The sequence below is a fragment of the Halomonas sp. HG01 genome, assembly GCF_000968715.2.
GTDB classification, from domain to species: Bacteria; Pseudomonadota; Gammaproteobacteria; order Pseudomonadales; family Halomonadaceae; genus Halomonas; species Halomonas halophila.
This window is the reverse complement of sequence record NZ_CP022134.1, coordinates 2,409,696-2,433,046: the sequence shown is the minus strand read 5'-3', so window position 1 is coordinate 2,433,046 and position 23,351 is coordinate 2,409,696. Positions and strand designations below refer to the sequence as shown.

Genomic DNA, 23,351 nt, shown 5'->3' with positions numbered 1-23,351 from the left:
GTGATTGCCGGCCCGGCCGGCACGATGATGGCGATCGAGAGACAAGGATGGCAAAGAGGACAGGGATGCCGACCCGGTGTCGCGTTTCACTCGCAGGCATGACGCTGCTGCTGCTGACCGGCTGTGCCGGCGGTGGTGGAACGAAGGCGCCGGTGGACGACTATTTCGCCCGTGACATGCCGGGGCTGCCCGGTCAGATGTCGCCGGTCGACAATCCCGTTCTCGAGATGCGTGGTCTGCGCCATCCGCCGCCGGCCCAGGTACGCCAGGCGCTGCTCGCCGAGCACGAACGCTGGCTCGGCACCCCCTACCGGCTCGGCGGCACCACCCGCCGCGGCATCGACTGCTCCGCCCTGGTGCAGCGCGTGTTCGCCGAGGCCTTCGGCCTGGAGCTGCCGCGCACCACCACCCAGCAGGTCCGCGAGGGCGAGTCGGTGTCGCGCGACGCCCTGCAGCCCGGCGACCTGGTGTTCTTCCAGCCGCCCGGCTACTACCACCACGTCGGCATCTACGTGGGGCAGGGGCGCTTCCTTCACGCCTCGACCTCCCGCGGCGTCAAGATCTCCTCTCTCGACAACCGCTACTGGCGCCACTACTACTGGCAGGCCCGCCGCCCGCTGGACGACGTGCATCTGGCCCGCCGCCTCGATGATATCCAGTATGATCGCGGCGAGGGCTGAGTCTGTCTTCCTGGCCGCTTGGAAGTGATGGGCGCCGAGGACAAGGTGTAGCGAGGATTTTTTGCCATGGGTGAGGCGTCTTCGCCGAACGGGCTGGCCATGGATGGCCAGCACCGGCTCTGCGAGCGGAGCAGGATGCGATAGCGAAGCAGAGCAAAAGTAGCTCCCAGGGATGGGTTCACAGCGCCCTCGCGAAGGCTTGTCGTCGGTAAAGCCCATCGGCTGGGACATGTTGGCGAGCCTCGTCCCGTGGTCTTGACTCAGCGGTTCTCCAGCGCGAATTCCACGAACGCCTGTTCCGCCCGGGACAGGTAGGCGCCTTCCTTCCAGGCCAGCGACAGCGCCAGCCAGGCCGGCGGGTCGAAGGGCACCGCCGCCAGCTCCGGTTCCTCGACCACGCGCCTGAGAAAGGTGGTGATGCCGTAGCCCTGGCGCACGATGGCCTTGGTCAGCGGGATCAGGTTCGACTCGAAGGCGACGTTGGCGCTGGCGCCGGTGTCCCGTGCCAGGGCGTCGATGAACTCGCGATGGAAGTAGCCGTCCTGGAACAGCACCAGCGGCTCGGCGAAGAAGGCCTCGGGCGTGACGCGGTCCCGCCCGGCGAAGGGATGCTCCCGGGGCACGCATACCACCATCTCCTCCCGCGCCAGCGGCTGGCGCGTCAGATGGCGGCTCTCGCCGTCGTCGATCACCACGCCCAGATCCAGCTCGCCCGCGGCGATCATGCGCTGCAGGCGGCGCGCGCCGGCCTCCACCACCGTCAGCCGGATGCCCGGGTGGCGTTCCTTGAAGCCCATCAGCAGCGGCGGGAAATAGTAGGAGCCCAGCATCGAGGGAATGCCGATGCGCAGTTCGCCCTTCACCAGCCCGTGCAGCTCCCGCATGGCCAGCTCGGCCGCCTCGGCTCGGGCCAGCAGGTCGCGGGCGTGCTCGACCAGCGCCTCGCCCTCGGCGGTCAGGCCGATGCGCCGCTCGTGGCGGTGGAAGAGGGTGAGATCGAGGCGATGTTCCAGGTTGGCGATGGTCTGGCTGACCGCGGACTGGGCCAGGTGCAGCGAGCGGGCGGCGGCGCTGAAGCCGCCCTGGTCCACCACCGCCAGGAAGACGCCGAGGCTGCGCAGGTCGAAGGGCAGGGCCATAAGACAATCCGATGAGTACGATCATTAACTTCTGCTTGGCTTATCATTGTGCGCCTTCGATCATGGTCGGCCAACCCGGAGGACCTATGATCGACGCTCACAGCCGCGCCTGGTGGCGCGCGACCCTGGCCCTGAGCCTGGGTTCCTTCCTCGTGTTTCTGAATCTCTACGTGGTGCAACCGCTGCTGCCGTCGCTGCATCAGGCCCACGGGGTCTCGACCCTGGTCGCCAACCTGGCGATGTCGCTGGCCACGCTGTCGCTGGCCGCGGCCCTGCTGGTGTTCGGCCCGCTGTCTGATGCCATCGGGCGCGGCGGTATCATGCGCCTGACGCTGCTTGCGGCCGGCGGCCTGTCGCTGGCGCTGGCCGTGGCGCCGGGCTTCGAGGCGCTGCTGGCACTGCGCGTGGTGCAGGGCTTCGTGCTGGGCGGGCTGCCGGCGGTGGCGATCGCCTGGATGGGCGATGAATTCGAGCCCTCGGCGATGCTGCCGGCGGTGGGGCTCTACATCGCCGCCAACTCGCTGGGCGGGATCTCGGGGCGGGTGATCGGCGGCTGGGCCGCGGAGTCGGCCGGGATCTCGGCGAGCTTCCTGTGGGTCGGCGGCCTGACGCTCGCCGGGGTGGCGCTGTTCTGGTGGCTGCTGCCGGCGTCCCGGGGCTTCACCCCGCGGCGCTTCCGGCTGGGCGAGGCGCTCGGCGATCTGGCCGGGCACCTGCGCCAGCCCGAGCTGCGCGGGGCCTACCTGCTGGGCGGGCTCAACTTCCTGGTGTTCATCAATCTCTACAGCTACCTGACCTTCCGCCTGGCGGCCGAGCCTTTCGCGCTGGACGCCCGCTGGCTGGGGCTGCTGTTCCTGACCTACCTGGGCGGCACGCTGGGCTCGTCGATGTCCGGGCGCCTGGTGCGCCGCGCCTCGCCGCCGACCTGCATGGCGCTCGGCACGCTGCTGCTGGCCTCGGGCATGGCGCTGACGCTGGCGTCCTCGCTGCCGATCATCCTGGGCGGGCTGACCCTGGCGGCCTTCGGCTTTTTCCTGGCCCACTCCATGGCCTCGGGCTGGGTGGGGCGCCAGGCCCGGCGCGCCCGGGGCAGCGCCTCGGCGCTCTATCTGGTGTTCTACTACCTCGGTGCCAGCCTCGGTGGGCTGTGGCTCGAGCCGTTCTGGCGCGCGGGGGCCTGGCCGGGCGTGCTGCTCGGCGGCGCCCTGGTGCTGGCGATCACCCTGACGCTGGCCCTGCGGCTGCGCCGCGGCGAGCGACGTCGGGCGGCCGAGGAGGCCGCGGCTCAGGGCATGGCGTAGGCCTCGGCCTCGTCGCCCCAGACCTCTTGCAGCCGGTCCTCGCGCCCGCAGGCCGACTTGTAGAAGTTGTAGCGCACCGGGTTCTTGTCGTAGTAGTCCTGGTGATAGGTCTCGGCGGGGTAGAAGGCCGTGAAGTCGAGGATCTCGACGCCGATCTCGCGGCCGAAGCGCTCGGCCATGGCGTCGCGGGTCGCCTCGGCCATGGCGCGCTGGTCGGCGTTTTCGGGGAAGATGGCGCTCTGGTAGGGGCGGCCCCGGTCGCAGAACTGGCGATTGACGGCGAAGGGATCGATGTTGCGCCAGAACACATAGAGCAGGGTGCGGTAGTCGACCCGCTCGGGATCGTACTCCACCTTCACCACCTCGATGTGATCGGTGTCGCCGGACGAGACCTGCTCGTAACTGGGGTTCTCCAGCTCGCCGCCGGCGAAGCCCGAGGTCGTGGCGACCACGCCCTCGACCTTGTCGTAGGCCTCTTCCACGCACCAGAAGCAGCCGCCGCCGAACACGGCGCTTTCCTTCGCAGGGCCGTCGATGGCAGTGCTGTCGGACTCGGCGGTCGCGGGGCCGGCGAACGCGGTGGCGAGCAGCAGCGGCAGGGCGGGCAGGCGGATCGAGCGGTTGAGTGTCATGATGGGGACCTCCTCCAGGATGCAATGGAGCGTCGTCGATCGGGATCGGCTTTCCTTACACGCGGTTGACCGCCAGTGTAAGGGGAAGTGCCTGGCGACGACTCAGGGGCGAGACCTCACCATGGAACAGGGAGACCGACTTGACCAAGCGACGCTTGCTGCTGCTGTGTCTTATCGTGCTGGCCTTCGCCGCCTTCTTTCTCTCCGGCGCCGACCAGCTGCTGACGCTGGAGTCTCTCAAGGCCGAACAGGCCCGCTTCCAGGCCTGGCTGGCGGCGGAGCCGCTGACGGTGGCCGGGGGGTTCTTCGCGCTCTATGTGGCCATGGCGGCGCTGTCGCTGCCGGGCGCGGCGCTGCTGACGCTGCTCGGCGGGGCGCTGTTCGGTTTCGGCTGGGGGCTTCTGCTGATCTCGTTCGCCAGCAGCCTGGGCGCGACCCTGGCCGCGCTGATCGCCCGCACGCTGGCCCGCGCGCCGCTGGAACGGCGCTTCGCCGCCCAGCTCGAGCGCGTCAATGCCGGCATTCGCCGCGAAGGCGCCTTCTATCTCTTCACCCTGCGGCTGATTCCGCTGTTTCCGTTCTTCGTCATCAATCTGGTGATGGGCCTGACGCGGATGCGCCTGACCACCTTCTACTGGGTCAGCCAGCTGGGCATGCTGCCGGGCACCGCGGTCTACGTGAACGCCGGCCGCGAGCTGGGAGATCTCGAGTCCCTGTCCGGTATCCTGTCGCCGGGGCTGATCCTGTCCTTCGCCCTGGTCGGGCTGTTTCCCTGGCTGGCCCGGGGGCTGATCGGCGTGGCCAAGCGGCGCCGGCTGGCGCGGCGCTTCTCCCGGCCGACGCGCTTCGATCATGACATCGTGGTGATCGGTGGCGGCTCGGCCGGGCTGGTGGCGAGCTACATCGCCGCCGCGGTGAAGGCCCGGGTGGCGCTGGTGGAGCGCGACCGGCTGGGCGGTGACTGCCTGAACACCGGCTGCGTGCCCTCCAAGGCGCTGATTCGCGCGGCGCGTGCCGCCGAGGAGGTGCGCCGGGCGCCGCGCTATGGCGTCGAGGCGGGCAAGCCGAGGGTCGATTTCTCCGCCGTCATGGGCCACGTGCGCGGCGCGATCCGCGAGATCGAGCCCCACGACAGCCGCGAGCGCTACGAGGGGCTAGGCGTCGAGGTCGTCCAGGGCGAGGCGCGACTGGACGACCCCTGGCGGGTTCGCGTGTTCGGAAGCGAGGGCGAGCGGGTGATCACCGCCCGCCATGTGATCATCGCCAGCGGCGCCTCGCCCTGGGTGCCGCCGTTGCCGGGCATCGAGAAGACCGAGCCGCTGACCTCGGACACCCTCTGGCAGCTCGAGGCGCTGCCCGAGCGGCTGCTGGTGCTGGGCGGCGGGCCCATCGGCTGCGAGCTGGGCCAGAGCTTCGCGCGGCTGGGGAGCCGGGTGAGCCTGGTGGAGCTGGGCGACCAGCTGCTGCCGCGGGAAGACGAGGACGTCGCCGCCGAGGTGGCATCGCGGCTGCGCGATGAGGGCGTCGAAGTGCATCTGACGGCCAAGGCGCTGCGGGTGGTGACGGATGACGACGGCGGCCAGGGCCTGGAGATCGAGGTCGGCCAGACAGGGGAGAAGGGGGAGGAGACGCGCGTCGAGACGCTGCCCTTCGACCGGCTGCTGGTGGCGGTGGGGCGGCGCGCCAACGTGTCCGGCCTGGGGCTCGAGGCCCTGGGCGTCGAGACCGCTCCGGACGGCACCCTGGCGGTGGACGAGACGCTGCGCTCGGTGCTGCCCAACGTCTGGGCCTGCGGCGACGTGGCCGGCCCCTTCCAGCTGACTCACGCCGGGGCGCACCAGGCCTGGCACGCCACGGTCAACGCCCTGTTCGGCGAGCTCAGGCGTTTTCGGGTCAGCTATCGGGCGCTGCCGGCGGTGACCTTCACCGACCCGGAGGTGGCTCGGGTCGGCCTCAACGAACGCGAGGCACGCGAGCGCGGCATCGAGGTCGAGGTGACCCGCTACGCGCTGTCCGAGCTCGACCGCGCCATCGCCGACGGCCAGCGGGAGGGCTTCGTCAAGGTGCTCACCGTGCCGGGGCGCGACCGCCTGCTGGGCGCCACCCTGGTCGGCGCGGGCGCCGGCGAGATGCTGGCCGAGTTCACCCTGGCCATGACCCACGGCATCGGGCTCAACAAGCTGCTCGGCACCGTGCATCCCTATCCGACCCGCAGCGAGGCGGTGAAGGCCACCGCCGGGGTGTGGAAGAACGCCCACAAGCCGGCGCGCCTGCTGGCCTGGCTCGAGCGCTATTTCGCCTGGCGACGCGGCGAGGGGCGAGCATCGAACGATCGCGGCAAGGCGGAACGCGACGAGACGGCAAGGGAGCTGTCGGACAAGGACGGTCTGAACGAGAAGAGGGAGGCCTGATGCTCGATCGCTGGACCATGCCGCTGACCCAGCGGCCGCTGAGATGGCTGGCCCGCGGGCTGGCGATAACCGGCGTGCGGCCGGACCAGGTGACCGTCGCGGCCTTCGCGGTCGGGATGCTGGCGCTGCCGCTGCTGGCCATGGAGGCCTACGGCGCGGCCCTCGTGGCCATCCTGCTCAACCGGCTGGGTGACGGCCTGGACGGCGCCCTGGCGCGGCTGACCGATCATGCCAGCGACGCCGGCGGCTTTCTCGACATCGGCCTGGACTTCGTCTTCTACGCCGCGGTGGTGCTGGGCTTCGCCCTGGCCGACCCGGCCGCCAATGCCCTGGCCGCGGCCCTGCTGCTGTTCGCCTTCATCGGCACCGGCACGTCGTTTCTGGCCTTCGCCATCATGGCCGCCCGCCACGCACTGGACCGGCCGCGCTTCCCGCGCAAGGCCTTCTACTACCTGAACGGGCTGACCGAGGGTACCGAGACGCTGCTGGCGCTGGTGACCTTCTGCCTGTGGCCGGCGCACTTCCCGCTGCTGGCCGGTCTCTTCGCGGTGGCCTGCCTGATCACCACCGCGACCCGGCTGGCAGGCGGCTACCTGACCCTGAAGGCGATGCCGAGGGCTTCGGAGTGAGCCGGCTCAGTGGTCAGGCACGTTCGTCTCGGGCATGAAAAAAGGGCAGCCCGTAGGCTGCCCCTTTTTCGTTCTGGCTGGCGGGAGCTTAGTGCTCGTGGCCACCTTCGCCGTGGACGTGGCCGTGCTCGACCTCTTCCTGGCTGGCCTCGCGGACTTCGGCGATCTCGACGTCGAAGTTCAGGGTCTGGCCGGCCAGCGGGTGGTTGCCGTCGACGGTGACGGTGTCGCCTTCGACCTGGGTCACGGTGACCATCAGCGGGCCGCCCTGGGTCTGCGCCTGGAACTGCATGCCCGGCTCGATGCTCTCGACGCCCTGGAAGGCGTCGCGCGGGACTTCTTGCACCAGCTGCGGCTGGACTTCGCCGTAGCCTTCTTCAGGGGCGACCTTGGCCTGGAGCTTGTCGCCAGCCGCACGACCTTCCATTTCCTTCTCGAGGCCCGGGATGATGTTGCCGGCGCCGTGGAGGTAAGTCAGCGGCTCACGGCCTTCCGAGCTGTCCAGCACTTCCCCTGCATCATTGGTCAGGGTGTAGTGGAAGGCCACAACGGAATTCTGTGCGATTTGCATGATGAACCTATCGATGAGTGCGTGTGCGCGCATGGTAACGTGGCTTCCCGGGGACTGTCAGTGGCGCAAGGAGATTTTTCAGCTTGCCCGGTACGATCCTGAGTGCGATTCACGCCGTGTCCCGTGGTTGCGTGCTTCCGAAGGCAGGGATACCCTTTGCTGCGACACCTTTTCCCCTTGTCCTTCGTTCCCTGTTGGAGACCCTCCATGACCGTGACCGTCATCTGGCTGATCGCCTTTGCCGTGATCCTCTTCCTGTGCCTGAGCCGCTGGGAGGCCTCCGTCAGCGCGGGGCTCGACAAGCTGATTCCCGCCGTGCTGCGCAGCGAGGACGACCGCTGGGTGTGGAGCCCGGCCATCGCCGTGCTGGCCGCGACGGCCATCGTGCGGCCGGTGGACCTGCTGCTGACGCTGATCATCATCGCGGTGATCGCGCTGGTGGGTGGCAAGCTGGCGTGCTGGGCGATGCGCAAGGCCAATTTCCACTGAGCCGGCGCCTCTGGACCGAAAAGGCCCGCGGCATGCGCCGCGGGCCTTTTGCGTTGAGCGTCGTCGAACCGCCGGGGCTCAGTAGGGCGCCACGCTGACGTTGTTGCCGGTACCGATCAGGCGCACCTGCTGACCGACCTGGAACGGCTGGTCGGCCTTCTGCACCACCACCACGGTCTGGCCGGTCTGCTTGCGGATCTCGAGCTCCCAGGCATCCGTGCGGTTGGCGCTGTCCTCGATCTTCTTGCCGGCCACGCTGCCGCCGATGGCGCCGGCCGCGGTGGCCAGCGTCCGGCCCGAGCCGCCGCCGATCTGGTTACCCAGCAGGCCACCGATGACGGCGCCGCCGAGACCGCCGATGGCGCCGCTGTTCTGGTCGCCGGCCTGGATCTGCACCCGGCGCATGGCGGTGATGGTGCCCACGCTCACGTTCTGGGCCACCTTGGCCTGGTTGCCGGTGTAGACATTGCCCGAGTAGGGCGAGGTGTTGGCGCAGCCCGCCAGGGTCAGGGCGCCTAGGGCGACGATGGGAAGAAAACGCTTCATGGGTAACCTCCTTGCAAGTCGGTGAGCGACGCGGTGGGCGTCTGCCGTATGGCTTCCGTAGGGCATGATGCAGCGGGCCTCTGGCTTGCCGGTGCCCATACCCTGCCTGTAGTCGGGAGGTTTGACCAGTGAAAGACAAAAAGGTGCGCCTGCGAACGACATCGGTGCCCCCTGGGGGGCCGGCCGCATGAAAAAACCCACCCCGCGGGGCGGGATGGGCAATGGCTAGTCATGCCATGTCACCGGGGAGGCGAGTCATTCCGCTTCCAGGGGTCTCGCTTTCCGCATCACTCCTCTTCGAGCTGGGTCGCGTCGCCGGTCAGCACCTCGTCCCAGGCATCGTCGAGGGAGTAGCCTGCGCGGCTGTCGACGGTGTCGATCACCTCGACGGCGTGCTGGAGGGATTCCCGGTTGCCTTTCAGGGCCAGCACCAGCTTGGCGAGTTCCTGCTTGCTGAACGTGCTGGCAATGAGGTCGGCTTGGTGGCTCAGTTCGATGCAGTTCATGTGTAACACCTCGTGCGGTGGCCATCGTCGATGGCGTGATGGGCGTTTGCTACTCATGCCGGGCCGGGTAAGCGCCCGGTGCTGCAGTCGCGAAGTGGTCACAAGCTTGGAAAGACCATCGCCTACGGCGCCTGGATCATCGTGAAAGCGCCTTCTTTGTAGCTTTCAGTGCAGGTCGCCGGTCGGGGTAGCGACGCGTTGTCCTGCGCTGTGACTTGACTATGGTGCAGCACGGCAGAACCGACCATGCCTCCTTGGGCGCAGCCGGCGTTGTAACTCGACTACATCCTTTAAGGAACGGCAGCGAGGTTGTCGGCCTCCTTCACGGGGCACTTGGCGCGCTGCATCGCGGTGCACCGAGGTCGGGCGAGCGGGCACGAGAAAGGGGAGGCCGAAGCCTCCCCGAGCGTCCTGTCGCTGTGCCGTCGCGGCGTGCGATCAGCCGAACTGGTTCATGGTGTTGTCCTTGCCGCCGGCCTTGAGCGCCGCCTCGCCGTGGAAGAACTCCTTGTGGTCGTCGCCGATGTTGGAGCCGGCCATGTCCTGGTGCTTGACGGTGGCGATGCCCTCGCGGATCTCGCGGCGCTGCACGCCCGCCACGTAGGCCAGCATGCCCTCGTCGCCGAAGTAGCCCTTGGCCAGGTTATCGGTGGACAGGGCCGCGGTGTGGTAGGTCGGCAGGGTGATCAGGTGGTGGAAGATGCCGGCCTCGCGGGCGGCGTCACGCTGGAAGTTCTGCGTCCACTCGTCGGCCTGGCGCCCCAGCTCGGTGTCGTCGTACTCGGCGTTCATCAGGTCGGCGCGGTCGTAGGCGCTGACGTCGCGGCCCTCGGCTTCCCAGGCGTCGAACACCTGCTGGCGGAAGTTCAGTGTCCAGTTGAAGGACGGCGAGTTGTTGTAGACCAGCTTGGCGTCGGGGCAGACCTCGCGCACCCGGTCCACCATGCCCTTGATCTGACCGACATGGGGCTTCTCGGTCTCGATCCACAAGAGGTCGGCGCCGTTCTGCAGGCTGGTGATGCAGTCCAGCACCACCCGGTCCTCGCCGGTGTCCGGCTTGAACTGGTAGAGGCCGGAGGCCAGGCGCTTGACCTTGACCAGCTTGCCGTCCTGCTTGATCACCACGTCGCCGTTGGCGATATCGTCCGCGGAGGTGATCTCGTCGCCGTCGAGGAAGGCGTTGTACTGATCGCCCAGGTCGCCCGGCGCGTGGCTGACGGCGATCTTCTGGGTCAGGCCGGCGCCCAGGGAGTCGGTGCGGGCGACGATTACGCCGTCTTCCACGCCGAGTTCCAGGAAGGCGTAACGCACGGCGTTGAGCTTGGCGATGAAGTCCTCGTGCGGGACGGTGACCTTGCCGGCCTGGTGGCCGCACTGCTTCTCGTCGGAGACCTGGTTCTCGATCTGCAGGCAGCAGGCCCCGGCCTCGATCATCTTCTTGGCCAGCAGGTAGGTGGCCTCGGCGTTGCCGAAGCCGGCGTCGATGTCGGCGATGATCGGCACCACGTGGGTCTCGAAGTTGTCGATCTTGCCCTCGAGCTCGGCGGCTCTGGCGCTGTCGCCGGCCTCGCGGGCCGCTTCCAGATCGCGGAACAGGTGGTTGAGCTCCCAGCTGTCGGCCTGGCGCAGGAAGGTGTAGAGCTCCTCGATCAGCGCCGGCACGCTGGTCTTCTCGTGCATCGACTGGTCGGGCAGCGGGCCGAACTCGGAGCGCAGGGCGGCGATCATCCAGCCCGACAGGTACAGGTAGCGACCCTTGGTCTGGCCGAAGTGCTTCTTGATGGAGATCATCTTCTGCTGGCCGATGAAGCCGTGCCAGCAGCCCAGAGACTGGGTGTACTTCGCGGTGTCGCCGTCGTAGGCCGCCATGTCCTGGCGCATGATCCGGGCGTTGTAGCGGGCGATGTCCAGGCCGGTCTGGAAGCGGTTCTGGACGCGCAGCCGGGCGGCATGCTCGGGCGTGATGTTGTCCCACTTGCCGCGCTGACCTTCGCGCAGCTGGGCCAGGGTCTTGAGTTGATCTTGAAACGTTGCCATGGAGCCATCCTCTCTGCCTTCAGGGGGAAGGTCGCCCGCTCTCGTCCCGGCGTCACCGCCGTCTCTTCTCGACGAAGCCTTATGCTGCGACCGCGAAGCGCTATCAGGTTCGTCCGCTTTCCCGAGTCTGTCTCTAGGGTGTTGGTCGAACCTCGTCGAGAGAGGAAAGTGCCCGGCGACTACATGGCATAACTGTTGATGCCGGGCGTCCCTCGCTCGCCTTGGGTATCACTATGGGCCGGCATGGCGCGGCTCAACAATTGATCCTTGGGGGCAGCGAGGGTTGTAGTCCGACTACAGGACGGGGGCGGGAATCGCCATTCCTGTAGTCGGGTTTCCCGATGGGGGCGGAAAACGGGAGGGAGAAAACGCTCAGGCGTCGAGGCGAAGCGCCATGTTGCGGTGCGGAATGCCGGCCTCCATGAAGGTCTCGCCGAAGGCTTCGAAGCCCAGTCGCTCGTAGAACGCCAGGGCATGGGTCTGGGCGGCGAGCTCGGCGGCAGGCAGGCCGCGCTGGCGTGCGGCGGCGATCGCCGCCTCCATCAGCGCCAGCCCGATGCCGAGGCCACGCGCCTCGGCCAGCACGGCGACGCGGCCGATATGGCCGTCGGGCAGCAGCCGGGCGGTGCCCAGGGCGCGGCCGTCGGCCAGCGCCAGGAAATGCAGGCACTCGGGATCTCGGCCGTCCCATTCCTCGTTTCTGGGCACGTCCTGCTCCTCGATGAAGACGACGCGGCGGATCTCGCCGGCCGCCTCGCCGAGGGTCTGCCAGTCGCCCTCGCGGATCTCGACGCTCGTGCTCATGCGCTTACTCCTCTGTGTTCATTCTTCTTCGTCGTTCCACCAGGCCAGGCTGCCGGCGTCGAGCAGATGGGTCAGCACGCGGGGCGCGTCGTCGAAGGCCAGCAACTCGGCGTCGACCGGTTCGCCGCCCGCCAGGGCGCGGGCCAGGGCGATCGAGCACTCGACGCCGTCGCCGTCGACGAACAGGGTGGCGCGTGCGTCGTCCAGTGCGCGCCAGGCGAAGCGCGAGCCGGGCGGGCGTTCCAGTGTCTCGCCGTCCTGTAGTGCGGCGACAAGGTCGTTCGGGTCGGTGGGCGTCTCGCTGGCCACCAGCTGGTCGACGTACTTGGGCTGGGTCATCACGCGGCCGAACCACTGGGCCAGCTGGGCCGGGTCGTCCAGGGTCTCGAGGATCAGTGTGCGCATGCGCTCGAGGGCGGCGTCGTCGAGCTCGGCCGGGTCGGCGGGCGCCGCCATGCCGGCGTCGGCGTAGCGCAGCGAGGGAGGCAGCTGCTCGCCGATGTAGTCGGCGTAGGAGGTCACGGCCTCGTCGGCGGAGGGGGCGCGGAAGCCCACCGAGAAGGTCATGCAGTCACTGGACTGGCTGACGCCGTGATGGGCCCAGCCCGGCGGCAGGTAGAGCATGTCGCCCGGTTCCAGCACCCAGTCGGCGTCGGCCTCGACCTCGAAGGTCTCGAGGATGCGCAGGTCGATGCCCTTGAGGATCGGGGCGTCGTCGCCGACCTTGCCGCCGAGCTGCCAGTGGCGCTGGCCGCTGGCCTGGAGCAGGAAGACGTCGTACTGGTCGACGTGGGGGCCGACGCTGCCGCCCGGCGGGGCGTAGCTGACCATGATGTCGTCGAGGCGCCAGCTCGGCAGGAAGTCGAAGGTCTCGAGCAGCTCGGCGACCTCGGGCACGTAGTGGTCCACGGCCTGGACCAGCAGGGTCCAGCCCTGCTCCGGCAGGCGGGCGAAGGTGGCCTCGTCGAAGGGGCCGTGGCTGACCTGCCAGGGGCCGTCAGGGCCTTGCTCCTCGACCAGACGCGCCTCGATGTTCTCCTCGCAGGCCAGGCCGGCGAGCTCGTCGGGTTCGAGCGGGCTCTGGAAGTCGGGGATGGCGCCGCGGATCAGCAGCGGCCGGCGCTGCCAGTGGTCGCGCAGGAAGTCGGCGGCGGTGCGGCCGCCGAGCAGGGTGAGGGGTTCGTCTCGGGACTGTCGTGACATGAGGCTCGCGCTCGCGAAGGGATGAAACGGCGACAGGCGCCGATTGGCGCCTGTCGGGATACTAGCATGTGGGGCCAGCCGACGAGGGGCATGGCGGGTTAAGGATCGGGCCTCGTGCTCGCGATCCCGGGAACGAAACCCTGACACTGCGCTTGCCGCCTGCGCGTCGCTTCACAACATAATCCCTCACGGGTGAAGCTGGCTCGCCATCCCTGGCGAGCCACGCGCGCGGCTGCGCTGGTGTCAGCGTCCCCGGGTAGATATCGCATCGCTACGATGCCCGCCCCTGATCGGCTGACCGGCCGGGCGCTTACAGGTTGCGCGCCTGGGCCTCGGCGTTGCCGATGTAGTTGGCCGGAGTCAGCTGCTTGAGCTCGCCCTTCACCTCGGCCGGCAGCTCCAGGGTGTCGATGAAGGCGGCGAAGCCGGCCTGATCGATGCGCTTGCCGCGGGTCAGCTCCTTGAGCTTCTCGTAGGGCTTCTCGATGCCGTAGCGACGCATCACGGTCTGGATCGGCTCGGCCAGCACTTCCCAGCTGTTGTCCAGGTCCTCGGCCAGGCGAGCCGGGTTGGCCTCGAGCTTGCCGATGCCCTTCAGCGAGGCCTGGTAGGCCACCAGCGCGTAGGCCATGCCGACGCCCAGGTTGCGCAGCACGGTGGAGTCGGTCAGGTCGCGCTGCCAGCGGGAGATCGGCAGCTTCTCGGCCAGGTGACCCAGCACGGCGTTGGACAGCCCCAGGTTGCCCTCGGAGTTCTCGAAGTCGATCGGATTGACCTTGTGCGGCATGGTCGAGGAGCCGATCTCGCCGGCCACGGTCTTCTGCTTGAAGTAGCCCAGCGAGATGTAGCCCCAGACGTCGCGGTCGAAGTCGATCAGCACGGTGTTGAAGCGGCACACGGCGTCGAACAGCTCGGCGATGTAGTCGTGCGGCTCGATCTGGGTGGTGTAGGGGTTGAAGGTCAGGCCCAGGCCCTCGACGAAGGTGCGGGCATTGGCTTCCCAGTCGACCTCCGGGTAGGTCGCCAGGTGGGCGTTGTAGTTGCCCACGGCGCCGTTGATCTTGCCGAACAGCTCCACGCTCTCGATCTGCTTGAGCTGGCGACGCAGCCGGTAGGCGACGTTGGCCATCTCCTTGCCGAGGGTGGTGGGGCTGGCGGTCTGGCCATGGGTGCGCGACAGCATCGGCTGAGCGGCGTGCTCCTCGGCCAGGCGGGCCACCTCGTCGGCCACCTGGTGCATCACCGGCAGCAGCGCATCCAGGCCGCCGCGCAGCATCAGCGCGTGGGACAGGTTGTTGATGTCCTCGCTGGTGCAGGCGAAGTGCACGAATTCGGTGATGGCGTGCAGCTCGGGCGTCTCGGCAATGCGCTCCTTGATGAAGTACTCGACCGCCTTGACGTCATGGTTGGTGGTGCGCTCGATCTCCTTGATGCGCTCGGCGTCTTCCACGGAGAAGTCGCGGACCAGGGCATCCAGCGCCGCGGTGGCCGCGGCGGAGAGCGGCGGCACCTCGGTGATCTGCGTCTGTTCGGCCAGGCGCTGCAGCCAGCGGGCCTCGACGATGACGCGGGCACGGATCAGGCCGAACTCGCTGAAATGCTCGCGCAGGGCCTCGGCCTTGCTGCCGTAGCGGCCGTCGACGGGAGAAAGGGCGGTGAGGGCGGTCAGGGGGAGTGACTTGGGCTGCATGGGCGCGTTCCGGGTGGCGTGGTGGAGAAATCAGTGGGGGAAATCAGTTCAGCTCGTCCAGGGCCTTCTTGAGGGCGCCGCGCTGGAACATCAGCTTCCAGCGGCGGCCGCCCTGCTGGTGCCACAGCAGCGCGAAGCGGATGCCGGTCAGCAGGCAGGCGCGCACGCGCTCGGGCATCATGCGGCTCTGCAGCAGCGAGGGATCGCCCTGGACGACGATCCGGCTCTTGAAGGTGGAGATGGTGTCCTGGTAGGCCTCGCCGAGGCTGGCGACGACGTTCTCGTGGGTCTCGCCGAAGTGCTCGGCCTGGCCCTGGATGCGGGTCAGCCGGGTGCCCAGGGTGTCCATCATGTCGGCGTCGTTTCTCAGCTTGCTCATCAGCATCAGCAGTGAGAAACCATAGCGCATCACCACCGGGTTGGCCTGGCGGCGGCCCAGCATGCCCTCGAGGGTCTCGATGCCCTGGCGCAGGTTGTTGGGATGGCCGCCGTAGATGGCCTCGAAGCTGGCCGGGTCGGTGTCCAGGGTGGCGTGGATCAGGGTGTCCCAGGCGCGCTGGTCGACCTGGCCGGTGCGGGCCAGCTGGTCGACCTGGCTGGCGGCCTGGAAGACCCCGGCCAGCGCCAGGGCCTGGCGCGCGACGGGGGAGTCGGGGGCGCGGTGAATGGGCGTGGTGCCGTTCATCGCGCGGCCTCCTCGGCGTTCCAGATGGCCTTGATCACGCCGCCGCCGAGGCAGATGTCGCCGTCGTAAAGCACCAGCGACTGGCCGGGGGTCACGGCGCGCTGGGGCTCGTCGAAGCGCACCCGCACGCCGCCGTCCTCGGTGGTCTCGAAGCGGCAGGGCACGTCTTCCTGGCGATAGCGGGTCTTGGCGGTGAGGCGGCCCTCGGCGGCCGGCGGCTCGCCGGCGACCCAGTCCATCGGCTCGGTGGCCAGGCTGTCGGTGTAGAGCAGCGGGTGATGCTTGCCCTGCACGGCCACCAGCACGTTGCGCTCGAGGTCCTTGTCGGCCACGAACCAGGGCGCGTCGGAGTAGTTGGCGAGCCCGCCGATGCCGAGCCCCTGGCGCTGGCCGAGGGTGTAGTACATCAGGCCCATGTGCTCGCCGATGACGTCGCCGTCCGGCGTCTCGATGGTGCCGGGCTGGGCGGGCAGGTACTGCTGCAGGAAGTCGCGGAAGCGGCGCTCGCCGATGAAGCAGATGCCGGTGGAGTCCTTCTTGCGCGCGGTCACCAGGTCATGACGCTCGGCCAGGGCGCGGACCTCGGGCTTCTCCAGTTCGCCGACCGGGAACAGGGTGCGGGCGATGGCCGCCTCGGGCACGGCGTGCAGGAAGTAGCTCTGGTCCTTGTTGGCGTCGAGCCCCTTGAGCAGCCGCGGGCGCTCGGCCCCGTCGAGCTCGCCGCGGGCGCGGCCGCCACGGACGTAGTGGCCGGTGGCGATGCGCTCGGCGCCCAGCATCTCGGCGTACTCGAGGAACACCTTGAACTTGATCTCGCGGTTGCAGAGGATGTCCGGGTTCGGCGTGCGTCCGGCCTGGTACTCGGCCAGGAAGTGCTCGAAGACGTTGTCCCAGTACTCGGCGGCGAAGTTGGCGGTGTGCAGCTTGATGCCGAGCTTGGCGCACACGGCCTCGGCGTCCGCCAGGTCTTCCTTGGCGGTGCAGTATTCGGTGCCGTCGTCCTCGTCCCAGTTCTTCATGAACAGGCCCTCGACCTCATAGCCCTGCTCGAGCAGGAGCAGGGCGGAGACGGAGGAATCGACGCCGCCGGACATGCCGACGATCACCTTGCCTTGGGTGGCTGTCATGACGCTCTCGGATTGGGGTGGTCGCAAATGGGGCGGGATTATACATCACTCGAGCCGGAAGCTCGAAGAGCGGTGCTTCGCACCTGGAAGCTGGAAGCCCCCCCTTGCCGGAGTGCAGGGCGACACGCTGTTTTCCAGCTTCCAGCTTCCAGCTTCCAGCTCCGCGCGAAGCGCGGCTACCGTTCGTGAATCACGTCCATGGGATAGAAGCGCCCGGCCAGGGCGTCGCGCACGCGGCGCAGCACCAGCGGGCTGCGCAGCCGTCCCAGGCGTTCCAACGCCTCCAGTTCCTCCAGCGTCACCCAGTGGGTGGCCAGGATGTCCGGGTCGAGTTCGGTGCCCAGCCGGGCCAGCGCCATGCCGTAGAAGCCGTGGCTGTGAAAGGTGGTGCCGTCCGGCGCCCGATAGACGTAGATGCCCAGGTAATCGCTGAGACCCACCTGCCAGGCGGTTTCCTCGCGCAGCTCGCGCAGGGCGGCGTCATGGATGCGCTCGCCCGGTTCCAGGTGCCCGGCCGGCTGGTTGAAGACCGTGTGCGGCCCGCCCCGGTCTTCCTCGACGATCAGGAAGCGCCCGGCGCGCTCGACCACGGTGGCCACGGTGACGAGGGGATGCCAGCGGCTCATCGGCGTGTCCTCCCGCCGTGGGGTGACTTGCCGTTCCGACGGCCGCTGCCCCGGCGGCCGGTGTCGCGACGATTCGAGGGCGGCGCGGGCGCGTGCAGGGTCTCGCGACGCCACTCGCCGGGCGCCAGGCCGTCGAGCGACCAGGGGCCGATCGCCACCCTGACCAGGCGCAGGGTGGGGTGGCCCACATGGGCGGTCATGCGTCTCACCTGGCGATTGCGGCCCTCGGAGATGATCAGCTCCAGCCAGTGGGTGTCGGGATGACGCTTCGGGTCCAGCGGCGGCTCGCGCTCGGGCAGCTCGCTGGCCTCGAGGCGGCGCACCCGGGCCGGCCGGGTCAGGCCGTCCCTGAGTTCGACGCCGCGGCGCAGGGCCTCCAGGGCGGCATCGTCGGGCCGCCCCTCGACCTGCACACGGTAGGTCTTGGGCTGCTTGTGACGCGGATGACTGATGCGGTGGATCAGCTCGCCGTCGTCGGAGAGCAGCAGCAGACCCTCGGAGTCGTGGTCGAGTCGGCCCGCCGGATAGATGCCGGGCACGTCGAGGTAGTCGGCCAGGGTGGCGCGGGGCGTGCCCTCGGCGTCGCCCTGGTCGGTGAACTGGGACAGCACCCGGTAGGGCTTGTGAAAGAGATATAAGCGGCTCATGGGCGTATCTTACCGCTCGGCGCGGCGGGATGGCAGGGATCGGCGACCATCGCTGCCATGCGTCGTGGGCGGCGGGCTGGTATACTGCGCGACGCTCGCCGGAGCGCCCTCGTCATTTTCCGGGCCTGGCGTGACCCGCTCAGAGGGATGGCCGATGCCGCGTGTCGGCGATCGAGCCGAGCGGCGGTCGCCCTGGTTGCCCGTGTTGCCGACATCGAGAGTGTGCGCTTCGATCCGTTTCATGCACCGCAGTGACCAGAGAGATCTACGCCACATGTCCAAAACGCCGAAGATTATCTATACGCTGACCGACGAAGCGCCGGCTCTGGCGACCCATTCCCTGTTGCCGATCATCGACGCCTACACCGATTCCGCCGGCATCTCCGTCGAGACCCGTGATATCTCCCTGGCCGGGCGTATCCTCTCGCAGTTCCCCGATTCCCTGACTGACGAGCAGCGGCTGGGCGACCACCTGGCCGAGCTGGGCGAGCTGGCCAAGACGCCGGAAGCCAACATCATCAAGCTGCCCAATATCAGCGCCTCGGTGCCGCAGCTTAAGGCGGCCATCAAGGAACTGCAGGGCCAGGGCTATGCGCTGCCCGACTACCCGGACGAGCCCGCCAGCGACGAGCAGCGCGACATCAAGGCGCGCTACGACCGGGTCAAGGGCAGCGCCGTCAACCCGGTGCTGCGTGAAGGCAACAGTGACCGTCGTGCCCCCAAGTCGGTGAAGAACTACGCCCGCAAGTACCCGCACCGCATGGGCGAGTGGCAGTCCGATTCCCGCTCCCACGTCGCCCACATGAACGAGGGTGACTTCTACGGCAGCGAGAAGTCCGCCGTGATCGGCGCCGACGGCGCGGTCAAGATCGAGCTGGTCGGCCAGGACGGCAGCGTCAGCGTGCTCAAGGAGCGCACCCCGGTGCTGGCCGGTGAGGTGATCGACGGCTCCATGATGAGCCGCAAGGCGCTGTCCGCCTTCGTCGCCGAGCAGATCGCCGACGCCAAGGCCCAGGGCGTGCTGTTCTCCCTGCACCTCAAGGCGACCATGATGAAGGTCTCCGACCCGATCATGTTCGGCATGGTGGTCGACGAGTTCTACCGCGACGTGCTCGAGAAGCACGCCGAGGCGCTGGAAGAGGTCGGCTTCGACGCCACCAACGGCATCGGCGACCTGTACGCCACCATCGCCAAGCTGCCGGCCGACAAGCAGGCCGAGATCGAGGCCGACATCGACGCGCTGTACGCCGAGCGTCCGAGCCTGGCCATGGTCGATTCCTACAAGGGCATCACCAACCTGCACGTGCCGAGCGACGTGATCATCGACGCCTCCATGCCGGCCATGATCCGCGACTCCGGCAAGATGTGGGGCGCCGACGACGCCCTGCACGACACCAAGGCGGTGATCCCGGATCGCTGCTATGCCGGCATCTATCAGGCCACCATCGAGGACTGCAAGAAGCACGGCGCCTTCGATCCGACCACCATGGGCAGCGTGCCCAACGTCGGCCTGATGGCTCAGAAGGCCGAGGAGTATGGCTCCCACGACAAGACCTTCCAGATCCCCGCCGGCGGCACCGTGCGCGTGACCGACGAGGCCGGCGAGGTGCTGTTCGAGCACGCGGTGGAAGAGGGCGACATCTGGCGCATGTGCCAGACCAAGGACGCCCCGATCCGCGACTGGGTCAAGCTGGCCGTGTCCCGCGCCCGCGAGAGCGGTGCCCCGGCGGTGTTCTGGCTCGACGCCGAGCGCGCCCACGACGCCCAGCTGATCAAGAAGGTCGAGGCCTACCTGCAGGATCACGACACCGACGGTCTGGACATCCGCATCATGGCCCCGGTCGAGGCGATGCAGTTCTCCCTCGAGCGCATCCGCCGCGGCGAGGACACCATCTCCGTGACCGGCAACGTGCTGCGTGACTACCTGACCGACCTGTTCCCGATCATGGAGCTCGGCACCAGCGCCAAGATGCTGTCCATCGTGCCGCTGATGAACGGCGGCGGCCTGTTCGAGACCGGCGCCGGCGGCTCCGCGCCCAAGCACGTCCAGCAGCTGCTCGAGGAGAATCACCTGCGCTGGGATTCCCTGGGCGAGTTCCTGGCCCTGGCCGCGTCCCTCGAGCATCTGGGCAAGACCTTCGACAACGCTCGCGCCCGCGTGCTGGCCAAGGCACTGGACGAGGCCAACGGCAAGTTCCTCGACAGCAACAAGTCGCCGTCGCGCAAGGTCGGTGAGCTCGACAACCGCGGTAGCCATTTCTACTTGGCCATGTACTGGGCCGAGGCGCTGGCCGCCCAGGACGAGGACGCCGAGCTGAAGGCGCTGTTCGGCAAGCTCGCCGCCGAGCTGACCGCCAAGGAGGCGGTGATCGTCGAAGAGCTCAACGCCGTTCAGGGGCAGGCGGTCGACATCGGTGGCTACTATCACGCCAACGGCGAGCTGGCCGATGCCGTGATGCGCCCCAGCCGCACCCTCAACGCGGCCCTGGAGCTGGTGGCCGAGCGCTAAGCGCCACCGACCCGCGACAGACGCGTCGTCGACGTGTTCCGGCCCCCGCCCGTTCCCGGGCGGGGGCCGTTGCATTGCTGGCGGCGGTCAAAGACGGCACAGTGAATTCATCCCGATGAACCCGATCGCCTCGCCGGCGTCCAAACACGGTTGGAATGCCCGGGGGACGCCCGGCTTGTCGATAGCGACAGTGATGCTTATGTTCAAGACAAAGGAAGAGGGCATGGCGCCGCACCGCGCGTCGCTTCATGCCGGCATGACGCGGCCTCCCGGGCCCGAGGAAGAGGGCGACGGCGACCTGGCGGTGCAGTCGTCGGAACCGGAGCTTGCGCAACCGCCGATGTACAAGGTGGTCTTGCACAACGACGACTTCACCCCCATGGAGTTCGTGGTGGACGTGTTGCAGACGTTCTTCAACATGGACAACGAGAAGGCGGTGCAGGTCATGCTGGCCGTGCACACCCAGGGCAAGGCGACCTGCGGGATCTTCACTCGCGATATCGCCGAGACCAAGAGTCATCAGGTCAACGAGTACGCCCGGGAGTGCCAGCACCCACTGCTGTGCGACATCGAAGCAACGGATTGAGCGTCGGCGTGTCGAAGTAAGGAAATCGCCAGCGTTGGCGGGGCGACTTGCAACGCCGATGTTTGTGCTCGATGTTGATGATGCCGGACCCAGAAGGGTCCGACGCAAGCCCTAAGCGGCGAGAAGGGGACTGCCATGCTGAGCAAAGAACTTGAACTGACCCTGAACACGGCCTTTACCGTGGCGCGCTCCAAGCGTCACGAGTTCATGACCGTGGAGCACCTGCTGCTGGCGCTGCTCGACAACGCCTCGGCGGCGGACGTGCTTCGAGCCTGCGGGGCCAACCTCGACAAGCTGCGGTCCGACCTGCAGGATTTCATCAATTCCACCACGCCGCTGATTCCCGAGGATCAGGCCGATCGCGAGACGCAGCCGACGCTGGGCTTCCAGCGCGTCCTGCAGCGCGCGGTCTTCCACGTGCAGTCTTCCGGCAAGAGCGAGGTGACCGGCGCCAACGTGCTGGTGGCGATCTTCTCCGAGCAGGAGAGCCAGGCCGTCTACTTCCTCAAGCAGCAGAACGTGGCCCGGGTGGACGCCGTCAACTACATCGCCCATGGCATCTCCAAGGTCGCCGGTCATGGCCAGGGGCAGAGTTCGCCGTCGCCCGAGGCCGAGGACGCCGAGGAGGCCGGCAGCGAGCAGGGCGGCAATCCGCTGACGGGCTATGCTACCAATCTCAACGAGCAGGCCCGCATGGGCAAGATCGACCCGCTGATCGGGCGCGATCACGAGCTCGAGCGGGTGGTGCAGATCCTCGCCCGGCGGCGCAAGAACAACCCGCTGCTGGTCGGCGAGGCCGGCGTGGGCAAGACCGCCATCGCCGAGGGGCTGGCCAAGCGCATCGTCGAGGAGGACGTGCCCGAGGTGATCGGCGACGCCGTCGTCTACTCCCTCGACATGGGCGCGCTGCTGGCGGGCACCAAGTACCGCGGCGACTTCGAGAAGCGTCTCAAGGCGCTGCTGGCCGAGCTGCGCAAGCAGCCCAACGCCATCCTCTTCATCGACGAGATTCACACCGTGATCGGTGCCGGAGCGGCCTCCGGTGGCGTGATGGACGCCTCCAACCTGCTCAAGCCGCTGCTGTCCTCCGGCGAGCTGCGCTGCATCGGCTCCACCACCTTCCAGGAGTTCCGCGGCATCTTCGAGAAGGACCGTGCGCTGGCCCGTCGCTTCCAGAAGGTCGACGTCATGGCGCCCTCGGTGGAGGACACCATCCGCATCCTCAAGGGGCTGCGCTCGCGCTTCGAGGAGCATCACCACCTCAAGTATACCGACGCCGCACTGGAAAGCGCCTCGCGGCTGGCGGATCGCTACATCAACGACCGTCACCTGCCCGACAAGGCGATCGACGTGATCGACGAGGCCGGTGCCCACCAGCGGCTGCTGCCGCCCGAGGTGCGCGTCGACACCATCGACACCGATCAGGTCGAGGCTGTTGTGGCCTCCATCGCGCGGATTCCGCCGAAGAGCGTCTCCAGCTCCGATCGCAAGCTGCTGGCCAATATCGACCGCGACCTCAAGATGCTGGTGTTCGGCCAGGACGAGGCGATCGACGGCCTGTCGGCGGCCATCAAGCTGTCGCGGGCCGGCCTCAAGGCGCCGGACAAGCCGGTGGGCAGCTTCCTGTTCGCCGGTCCTACCGGGGTCGGCAAGACCGAGGTGGCTCGCCAGCTGGCCCACATCATGGGCATCGACCTGGTGCGCTTCGACATGTCCGAGTACATGGAGCGCCACACCGTGTCGCGGCTGATCGGCGCCCCCCCGGGCTACGTCGGCTATGACCAGGGCGGCCTGCTGACCGAGGCGATCACCAAGCAGCCGCACTGCGTGCTGTTGCTCGACGAGATCGAGAAGGCGCACCCGGAAGTCTTCAACCTGCTGCTGCAGGTGATGGACCACGGCCGGCTGACCGACAACAACGGCCGCGAGGCGGACTTCCGTCACGTGATCCTGATCATGACCTCCAACGCCGGGGTCGAGCAGGCCACGCGGCGTTCGATCGGCTTCCAGACCCAGGACCACTCCACCGACGCCATGGAGGTCATCCGCAAGACCTTCTCGCCGGAGTTCCGCAACCGCCTGGACGGCATCATCCAGTTCCACGCCCTGCCCACCGAGGTGGTGCGCAACGTGGTCGACAAGTTCCTGATCGAACTCCAGGCGCAGCTCGACGAGAAGCGCGTGCAGCTCGATGTGGACGAGGAAGCCCGGGACTGGCTGGCCGAGAAGGGTTACGACCCCGATATGGGGGCAAGGCCGATGGCGCGCCTGATCCAGGAGAAGCTCAAGAAGCCGCTGGCAGAGCTGATCCTGTTCGGCGAGCTGGCCGAGCACGGTGGCGTGGTGCACGTCAGCGTCGAGGACGGCGAGCTGCACCTGGCATCGGAGTCGGAACTGGCCGACGCGCCCTGAAGCGGCGCGTCGATCGCTTCCGCCAACCCATCAGCGCCCTGTCTTCGGACGGGGCGTTGTGCGTCTGGGAGACGTGCTGGCGGGGAGGGGCCGAAGGGCATTTCATGCATGCCCTCAGGCT

Annotated in this window: 21 protein-coding genes; 8 read left to right on the top strand and 13 right to left on the bottom strand. The window is 68.2% G+C overall.

What is annotated here, in order from left to right; all coding sequences use genetic code 11:
- The first annotated feature begins 98 nt into the window (after positions 1-98).
- Entirely contained in the window at positions 99-680 is a 582-nt protein-coding gene (locus UN84_RS11505) for a C40 family peptidase (RefSeq protein WP_046080057.1), read from the top strand.
- Between the two features lie 260 nt (positions 681-940).
- Here UN84_RS11505 and UN84_RS11500 read toward each other — a convergent pair whose 3' ends face one another.
- Positions 941-1,819, bottom strand: a complete 879-nt coding sequence (locus tag UN84_RS11500) for a LysR family transcriptional regulator (RefSeq protein ID WP_046080058.1) — start codon at positions 1,817-1,819, stop codon at positions 941-943.
- Between the two features lie 86 nt (positions 1,820-1,905).
- Between UN84_RS11500 and UN84_RS11495 the strand changes: the two genes are divergently transcribed.
- On the top strand, positions 1,906-3,120 hold the full coding sequence (locus UN84_RS11495; RefSeq protein ID WP_046080059.1) for an MFS transporter: 1,215 nt from the start codon (positions 1,906-1,908) through the stop codon (positions 3,118-3,120).
- On the opposite strand, the gene msrA is transcribed toward UN84_RS11495, so the two are convergent.
- A complete protein-coding gene (gene msrA / locus UN84_RS11490; RefSeq protein WP_046080060.1) occupies positions 3,105-3,752 on the bottom strand; it encodes a peptide-methionine (S)-S-oxide reductase MsrA in 648 nt (215 codons plus the stop codon). The two genes, UN84_RS11495 and msrA, sit on opposite strands and share 16 nt — an antisense overlap.
- Before the next feature lie 140 nt (positions 3,753-3,892).
- Between msrA and UN84_RS11485 the strand changes: the two genes are divergently transcribed.
- Both UN84_RS11485 and UN84_RS11480 read left to right on the top strand, forming a co-directional pair.
- Positions 3,893-6,163 carry an FAD-dependent oxidoreductase gene (locus UN84_RS11485; protein WP_046080061.1) on the top strand — a complete coding sequence of 757 codons (2,271 nt, stop codon included), beginning with the start codon at positions 3,893-3,895 and terminating at the stop codon, positions 6,161-6,163.
- Complete coding sequence (locus tag UN84_RS11480; protein ID WP_046080062.1) at positions 6,163-6,792, top strand: CDP-alcohol phosphatidyltransferase family protein; 630 nt, start codon at positions 6,163-6,165, stop codon at positions 6,790-6,792. The genes UN84_RS11485 and UN84_RS11480 overlap by 1 nt, the downstream gene beginning before the upstream one ends.
- 88 nt (positions 6,793-6,880) lie before the next feature.
- Here UN84_RS11480 and UN84_RS11475 read toward each other — a convergent pair whose 3' ends face one another.
- Positions 6,881-7,363 (bottom strand): FKBP-type peptidyl-prolyl cis-trans isomerase, encoded by a 483-nt coding sequence (locus UN84_RS11475; protein ID WP_035595239.1) that lies wholly within the window; start codon positions 7,361-7,363, stop codon positions 6,881-6,883.
- A 207-nt stretch (positions 7,364-7,570) separates the two neighbouring features.
- Between UN84_RS11475 and UN84_RS11470 the strand changes: the two genes are divergently transcribed.
- Complete coding sequence (locus UN84_RS11470) at positions 7,571-7,852, top strand: hypothetical protein (protein WP_035595240.1); 282 nt, start codon at positions 7,571-7,573, stop codon at positions 7,850-7,852.
- Between the two features lie 78 nt (positions 7,853-7,930).
- Here the strand turns inward: UN84_RS11470 and UN84_RS11465 are convergent, their stop codons facing one another.
- The 10 genes from UN84_RS11465 to UN84_RS11420 form a co-directional block, all read right to left on the bottom strand.
- On the bottom strand, positions 7,931-8,398 hold the full coding sequence (locus UN84_RS11465; protein ID WP_035595243.1) for a glycine zipper 2TM domain-containing protein: 468 nt from the start codon (positions 8,396-8,398) through the stop codon (positions 7,931-7,933).
- Positions 8,399-8,685: 287 nt separating this feature from the next.
- Complete coding sequence (locus UN84_RS11460; RefSeq protein WP_035595246.1) at positions 8,686-8,904, bottom strand: hypothetical protein; 219 nt, start codon at positions 8,902-8,904, stop codon at positions 8,686-8,688.
- A gap of 438 nt (positions 8,905-9,342) precedes the next feature.
- On the bottom strand, positions 9,343-10,941 hold the full coding sequence (locus tag UN84_RS11455; protein ID WP_046080063.1) for an isocitrate lyase: 1,599 nt from the start codon (positions 10,939-10,941) through the stop codon (positions 9,343-9,345).
- A 372-nt stretch (positions 10,942-11,313) separates the two neighbouring features.
- The gene (locus tag UN84_RS11450) at positions 11,314-11,745 is read right to left on the bottom strand and encodes a GNAT family N-acetyltransferase (protein ID WP_046080064.1); all 432 of its coding nucleotides are present in this window, start codon (positions 11,743-11,745) and stop codon (positions 11,314-11,316) included.
- Positions 11,746-11,763: 18 nt separating this feature from the next.
- Positions 11,764-12,948 (bottom strand): ribosomal protein uL16 3-hydroxylase, encoded by a 1,185-nt coding sequence (locus UN84_RS11445; protein ID WP_046080065.1) that lies wholly within the window; start codon positions 12,946-12,948, stop codon positions 11,764-11,766.
- Positions 12,949-13,258: 310 nt separating this feature from the next.
- The gene (purB, locus tag UN84_RS11440; protein WP_046080066.1) at positions 13,259-14,638 is read right to left on the bottom strand and encodes an adenylosuccinate lyase; all 1,380 of its coding nucleotides are present in this window, start codon (positions 14,636-14,638) and stop codon (positions 13,259-13,261) included.
- A 43-nt stretch (positions 14,639-14,681) separates the two neighbouring features.
- Positions 14,682-15,323 carry a high frequency lysogenization protein HflD gene (gene hflD, locus UN84_RS11435; RefSeq protein ID WP_035595256.1) on the bottom strand — a complete coding sequence of 214 codons (642 nt, stop codon included), beginning with the start codon at positions 15,321-15,323 and terminating at the stop codon, positions 14,682-14,684.
- Positions 15,320-16,450, bottom strand: a complete 1,131-nt coding sequence (gene mnmA / locus UN84_RS11430; protein ID WP_046080067.1) for a tRNA 2-thiouridine(34) synthase MnmA — start codon at positions 16,448-16,450, stop codon at positions 15,320-15,322. Before mnmA ends, hflD begins: the two co-directional genes overlap by 4 nt.
- A 176-nt stretch (positions 16,451-16,626) precedes the next feature.
- A complete protein-coding gene (locus tag UN84_RS11425) occupies positions 16,627-17,076 on the bottom strand; it encodes an NUDIX domain-containing protein (protein ID WP_046080068.1) in 450 nt (149 codons plus the stop codon).
- Positions 17,073-17,723 carry a pseudouridine synthase gene (locus tag UN84_RS11420; RefSeq protein ID WP_046080069.1) on the bottom strand — a complete coding sequence of 217 codons (651 nt, stop codon included), beginning with the start codon at positions 17,721-17,723 and terminating at the stop codon, positions 17,073-17,075. Before UN84_RS11420 ends, UN84_RS11425 begins: the two co-directional genes overlap by 4 nt.
- A gap of 274 nt (positions 17,724-17,997) precedes the next feature.
- On the opposite strand from UN84_RS11420, the gene UN84_RS11415 reads away from it, so the two are divergent.
- The 3 genes from UN84_RS11415 to clpA all read left to right on the top strand — a co-directional run bounded on the left by UN84_RS11415 (position 17,998) and on the right by clpA (position 23,230).
- Complete coding sequence (locus UN84_RS11415) at positions 17,998-20,232, top strand: NADP-dependent isocitrate dehydrogenase (protein WP_046080070.1); 2,235 nt, start codon at positions 17,998-18,000, stop codon at positions 20,230-20,232.
- A gap of 223 nt (positions 20,233-20,455) precedes the next feature.
- On the top strand, positions 20,456-20,818 hold the full coding sequence (gene clpS / locus UN84_RS11410; RefSeq protein WP_046080071.1) for an ATP-dependent Clp protease adapter ClpS: 363 nt from the start codon (positions 20,456-20,458) through the stop codon (positions 20,816-20,818).
- Positions 20,819-20,953: 135 nt separating this feature from the next.
- Entirely contained in the window at positions 20,954-23,230 is a 2,277-nt protein-coding gene (clpA, locus tag UN84_RS11405) for an ATP-dependent Clp protease ATP-binding subunit ClpA (protein WP_046080072.1), read from the top strand.
- The last annotated feature ends 121 nt before the right edge of the window (positions 23,231-23,351 follow it).

Coding starts and splice junctions, on each gene's coding strand:
- clpA (WP_046080072.1), top strand. CDS start 20,954: ATGCTGAGCAAAGAACTTGAACTGACCCTGAACACGGCCTTTACCGTG.
- UN84_RS11505 (WP_046080057.1), top strand. CDS start 99: ATGACGCTGCTGCTGCTGACCGGCTGTGCCGGCGGTGGTGGAACGAAG.
- UN84_RS11470 (WP_035595240.1), top strand. CDS start 7,571: ATGACCGTGACCGTCATCTGGCTGATCGCCTTTGCCGTGATCCTCTTC.
- UN84_RS11480 (WP_046080062.1), top strand. CDS start 6,163: ATGCTCGATCGCTGGACCATGCCGCTGACCCAGCGGCCGCTGAGATGG.
- purB (WP_046080066.1), bottom strand. CDS start 14,638: ATGCAGCCCAAGTCACTCCCCCTGACCGCCCTCACCGCCCTTTCTCCC.
- UN84_RS11445 (WP_046080065.1), bottom strand. CDS start 12,948: ATGTCACGACAGTCCCGAGACGAACCCCTCACCCTGCTCGGCGGCCGC.
- clpS (WP_046080071.1), top strand. CDS start 20,456: ATGGCGCCGCACCGCGCGTCGCTTCATGCCGGCATGACGCGGCCTCCC.
- UN84_RS11475 (WP_035595239.1), bottom strand. CDS start 7,363: ATGCAAATCGCACAGAATTCCGTTGTGGCCTTCCACTACACCCTGACC.
- UN84_RS11415 (WP_046080070.1), top strand. CDS start 17,998: ATGTCCAAAACGCCGAAGATTATCTATACGCTGACCGACGAAGCGCCG.
- UN84_RS11500 (WP_046080058.1), bottom strand. CDS start 1,819: ATGGCCCTGCCCTTCGACCTGCGCAGCCTCGGCGTCTTCCTGGCGGTG.
- hflD (WP_035595256.1), bottom strand. CDS start 15,323: ATGAACGGCACCACGCCCATTCACCGCGCCCCCGACTCCCCCGTCGCG.
- UN84_RS11450 (WP_046080064.1), bottom strand. CDS start 11,745: ATGAGCACGAGCGTCGAGATCCGCGAGGGCGACTGGCAGACCCTCGGC.
- UN84_RS11465 (WP_035595243.1), bottom strand. CDS start 8,398: ATGAAGCGTTTTCTTCCCATCGTCGCCCTAGGCGCCCTGACCCTGGCG.
- UN84_RS11425 (WP_046080068.1), bottom strand. CDS start 17,076: ATGAGCCGCTGGCATCCCCTCGTCACCGTGGCCACCGTGGTCGAGCGC.
- UN84_RS11495 (WP_046080059.1), top strand. CDS start 1,906: ATGATCGACGCTCACAGCCGCGCCTGGTGGCGCGCGACCCTGGCCCTG.
- UN84_RS11420 (WP_046080069.1), bottom strand. CDS start 17,723: ATGAGCCGCTTATATCTCTTTCACAAGCCCTACCGGGTGCTGTCCCAG.
- mnmA (WP_046080067.1), bottom strand. CDS start 16,450: ATGACAGCCACCCAAGGCAAGGTGATCGTCGGCATGTCCGGCGGCGTC.
- UN84_RS11455 (WP_046080063.1), bottom strand. CDS start 10,941: ATGGCAACGTTTCAAGATCAACTCAAGACCCTGGCCCAGCTGCGCGAA.
- msrA (WP_046080060.1), bottom strand. CDS start 3,752: ATGACACTCAACCGCTCGATCCGCCTGCCCGCCCTGCCGCTGCTGCTC.
- UN84_RS11460 (WP_035595246.1), bottom strand. CDS start 8,904: ATGAACTGCATCGAACTGAGCCACCAAGCCGACCTCATTGCCAGCACG.